At 58.6% G+C, this 3,434-nt stretch carries 4 protein-coding genes; all 4 read right to left on the reverse strand.

Features of this window, described 5'->3' with window-relative positions:
- On the reverse strand, positions 1-659 hold a 659-nt coding region (locus tag AC1DH9_RS25375), incomplete at its 3' end, for an ATP-binding cassette domain-containing protein (RefSeq protein WP_477809004.1).
- A gap of 70 nt (positions 660-729) precedes the next feature.
- Positions 730-1,656 carry a sugar ABC transporter substrate-binding protein gene (locus AC1DH9_RS25380; protein ID WP_477809005.1) on the reverse strand — a complete coding sequence of 309 codons (927 nt, stop codon included), beginning with the start codon at positions 1,654-1,656 and terminating at the stop codon, positions 730-732.
- Positions 1,657-2,010: 354 nt separating this feature from the next.
- Complete coding sequence (locus AC1DH9_RS25385; RefSeq protein WP_427536521.1) at positions 2,011-3,063, reverse strand: Gfo/Idh/MocA family protein; 1,053 nt, start codon at positions 3,061-3,063, stop codon at positions 2,011-2,013.
- A gap of 144 nt (positions 3,064-3,207) precedes the next feature.
- Positions 3,208-3,434: TIM barrel protein (locus tag AC1DH9_RS25390; RefSeq protein ID WP_477809006.1), on the reverse strand; the 227-nt coding region annotated here is incomplete at its 5' end.

Genomic DNA, 3,434 nt, shown 5'->3' on the forward strand with positions numbered 1-3,434 from the left:
ATATAGATGATGCCCTTACCCTGGGCCTTGAGGTCGGCAATGATCGAGAACAGGTGGGCGACCTCCTTGTCGGTAATCGCCGAGGTCGGTTCGTCCATGATCAGGATGTCSGAGTCGTAGGACACYGCYTTGGCGATCTCGACCATCTGCCGCTCGGCGATGCTCAAGTTGCCGACCTGTTCTTCCGGGTCGAGGTTGATCCGCAGYCGCTYCAGCAATTGCGCGGTGCAGCGGTGCATTTCCCGGTGGTCGATCATGTGGAAACCGTTGAGCTGCTCGCGACCGATCCAGATGTTCTCGGCGAYGCTCATGTGMGGCATCAGGTTGAGTTCCTGGTGGATCATCGCGATCCCGGCCTGCAAGGCTGCCAGCGGTGTATCGAAGGTCACCGGTTTACCGCGTAGACGCAGCTCACCGGCGTCCGGCTGATAGATGCCGGCGATGATTTTCATCAGGGTGGATTTGCCGGCGCCATTCTCGCCCATCAACGCCAGCACCGAACCCGGACGCACCCGCAGCTGGACATCGGACAAGGCCACCACACCGGGAAAACCCTTGCTGACGTTGACGATCTCCAGCAGGTACGGCTCATCGACAGGTACGGCGTTTGGCTGGACACCCACCAACGGGATGCTCGAAGCAGTCGCTGAAGCGAACATGATCAGGTACTCCATCAGCAAGGTTGGCAATGCCACCTTGCGTGCTTATTGTTGTTTTTGAACGGACTGACTATTTGAACTGATCAACGTTTTCCGGAGTGATCAAGCGATACGGCACCCACACGGCTTGCTCGACCGGTTCGTTCCTGGCCATCTTCACGGCGGCGTCGATGGAGTCGACAGCCTGGCCATTGGCGTCCTGGAACACCGAGACCGCCAGATCGCCTTTCTTCACGGCGCGCAGGCCGTCGGGAGTACCGTCGACACCGGCGATCAACACACTACCCTTTTCCACGCCGGCCTGTTTCAAGGCCATGGCCGCGCCGATGGCCATCTCATCGTTATTGGAGACGATGGCGTCGAATTTGCGGCCCTGGGTCAGCCAGTCGTTGACCAGCGTCATGCCTTTATCACGCGACCAGGTACCGGTMTGTTCCTGGTCGATCTTRATGCCCGGGTATTTGGCCAGCACCTCTTTGACGCCTTTGGTGCGGTTGGTGGTGGAGTTGTTGGCGAGGTCGCCGAGCAGGATCACGATGTCACCCTTGCCTTTCATTTTTTCGGCGAGGTACTGCATCTGCATCTGGCCGGCTTCCAGATCATTGGAGGCCACGGTAATCACGCCTTTGGGCAGGTTCAGGTCATCCGGACGACGGTTGACGTAGACCAGCGGAATCCCGGCCTTGACCGCCGCTTCGGTGATTTTTCTGGTCGCGGCGGTATCCACCGGATTCACCACGATGGCGTCGACTTTCTGGCTGATGAAACTTTCGACCTGGCTCAGTTGCTTGACCACGTCGCTGCGGGCGTCTTCGAACTGCAGTTTGACGCCATCGGGCATGGACTTGGCTTGCTTGTCCATGGATTCGCGCAAGTAGGTCAACCAGGTGTCATCGAACTGGGACATGCTGACGCCAATCCTCAGGTCAGCGAGTGCAGCGCCGCTGGCAAGCATCAGGGACAGGGCAAGCGAGGCGAAACGGATCTTGGTCTTCATGAAAAGTCTTTCTCCACATTCTTGTAGGTTTTATGGATAAGGCGCAGGACGAATTCAGTGAGTAGGCAAGCGAACGATCGGTGCACCGGGAATGCAGCACACCAAGGCGCCCTTGCGTTCAACGCAAAGGCAACCGGAAAGGGAAAGGGTTTGAACACGAGGCAGGAACGCGCTACGTAAAACGTGCAGAGCAGAGCTGAAGGTTTTCATCGACGGTACCTATCGTTGTTTCTTGTTTTTGTTTCGCCCTCCCCGCACTCAAGGCTGACTTGAGGTCGATCGGGACGTTGATAGTCGGCAACCTGGAAACGACTTTATTGGAATTTAATTTCCATATCAACTCATTTTAGAATTTTATTCTAATTTTATTCCATGCCCACACGCAGGCTTCATTTCAACCACCTGACGGCGTTCGAAACTCAGCCGTGCGGCGTCTAGAATGCGGGTGGTCGCCAGTGCATCACGGGCCTCGACCGGCAGTGGGCCAGCGCCTTGCAACGCGGTTTGCAGCTGTAAATAGAACTGATTCCAGCAACCGCGCTCAGACGGAACCCGCTCGCGCTCTTCACCGTGCTCGAACCAGCCCCAGCGTCGATGCTCTTCAACGCCCCAGCGATCACCTTCGGATGCTGGTGTCAGCCCGGTCAGCGCCAGGGCCTCTTGTCCGTCCAGACCGTCGACGCTGTAGCAACCCGCCGTGCCGTTGACCCGAAAACGCGGCCCGGGATTGTTTTGCAGGCAACTGCCGCTCAAGTGCGAGATCACGCCGTTGGCATGGGTCAGCGAGAGGAAAAAGCCGTTGTCGAAAAGCTGCTCCTGATTGAGGTAGTCCAGCTCGGCGTAAACCCGTTTCACCGGCCCGAACAGTTGCAGCGCCTGATCCACCAGATGACTGCCCAGATCGCGCAGGAACCCGCCGCCGCTGCCCTTGCCCACCGACTGTGGCGAATAGCGTTCTACGCTGGATTCAAAGCGGGTGACTTGTCCCAGCGCACCGGAGTCGATGAGTTTGCGTACCGTAAGGAAGTCCGAATCCCAGCGCCGGTTTTGATAAACGCTGAGCGGGACCTTGCGCTGCTCGGCAGCGGTCACCAGTGCTTCGGCCTGTTGAGCATCGGCGGCGAAGGGTTTGTCGCAGACCACCGCTACTCCGTGTTCAATCGCTTCGAGTACCAGCGCCGCTCGACCCTCCAGTGTGGTGGAAATCACCAGCACATCGACCCTGGCTTCCACCAATTGGCCAATGTTGTCGAACGCCGGGACGCGGGGGTATTCAGTCGCCAATAGCTGACGGCGCTCGGGGGAACGCGTCACCACGCCGACAAAAGTCGCCGCTGGCAAGCTGCTGATCAGCGGCGCATGAAAAAACCGGCCACCGTGGCCGTAACCGACAAGTCCGATTCGCATGAAGCTTTCCTTATAGATAACTACCGGATGTGCATGGCCCTTGTGGGAGCGAGCCTGCTCGCGATGGGATCAACGCGGTGCCTCTGATAAACCGCATTGCCTGCATCGCGAGCAGGCTCGCTCCCACAGGATTTGCGCAAGGCGTCAGCGGCAGAGTTCGCTTTTGACCCGCTCCAGCATCATCCGGTTGGACTCGTCCGGGCGATCTTCCCAGGCGAACACCGAGACCGTGGCGATGCCGTCGAACTTGATCTCGCGCAGGGTGCTGAAGAACGCTTCCCAGTCGACCTCGCCCTGACCGATGTCCAGATGCTGGTGCACCGTGGCCGTAACGCCCGGCGGGTTGACGATGTAGCGCAGCCCCGACGAAG

It is taken from the genome of Pseudomonas sp. 05T35 (assembly GCF_056396605.1).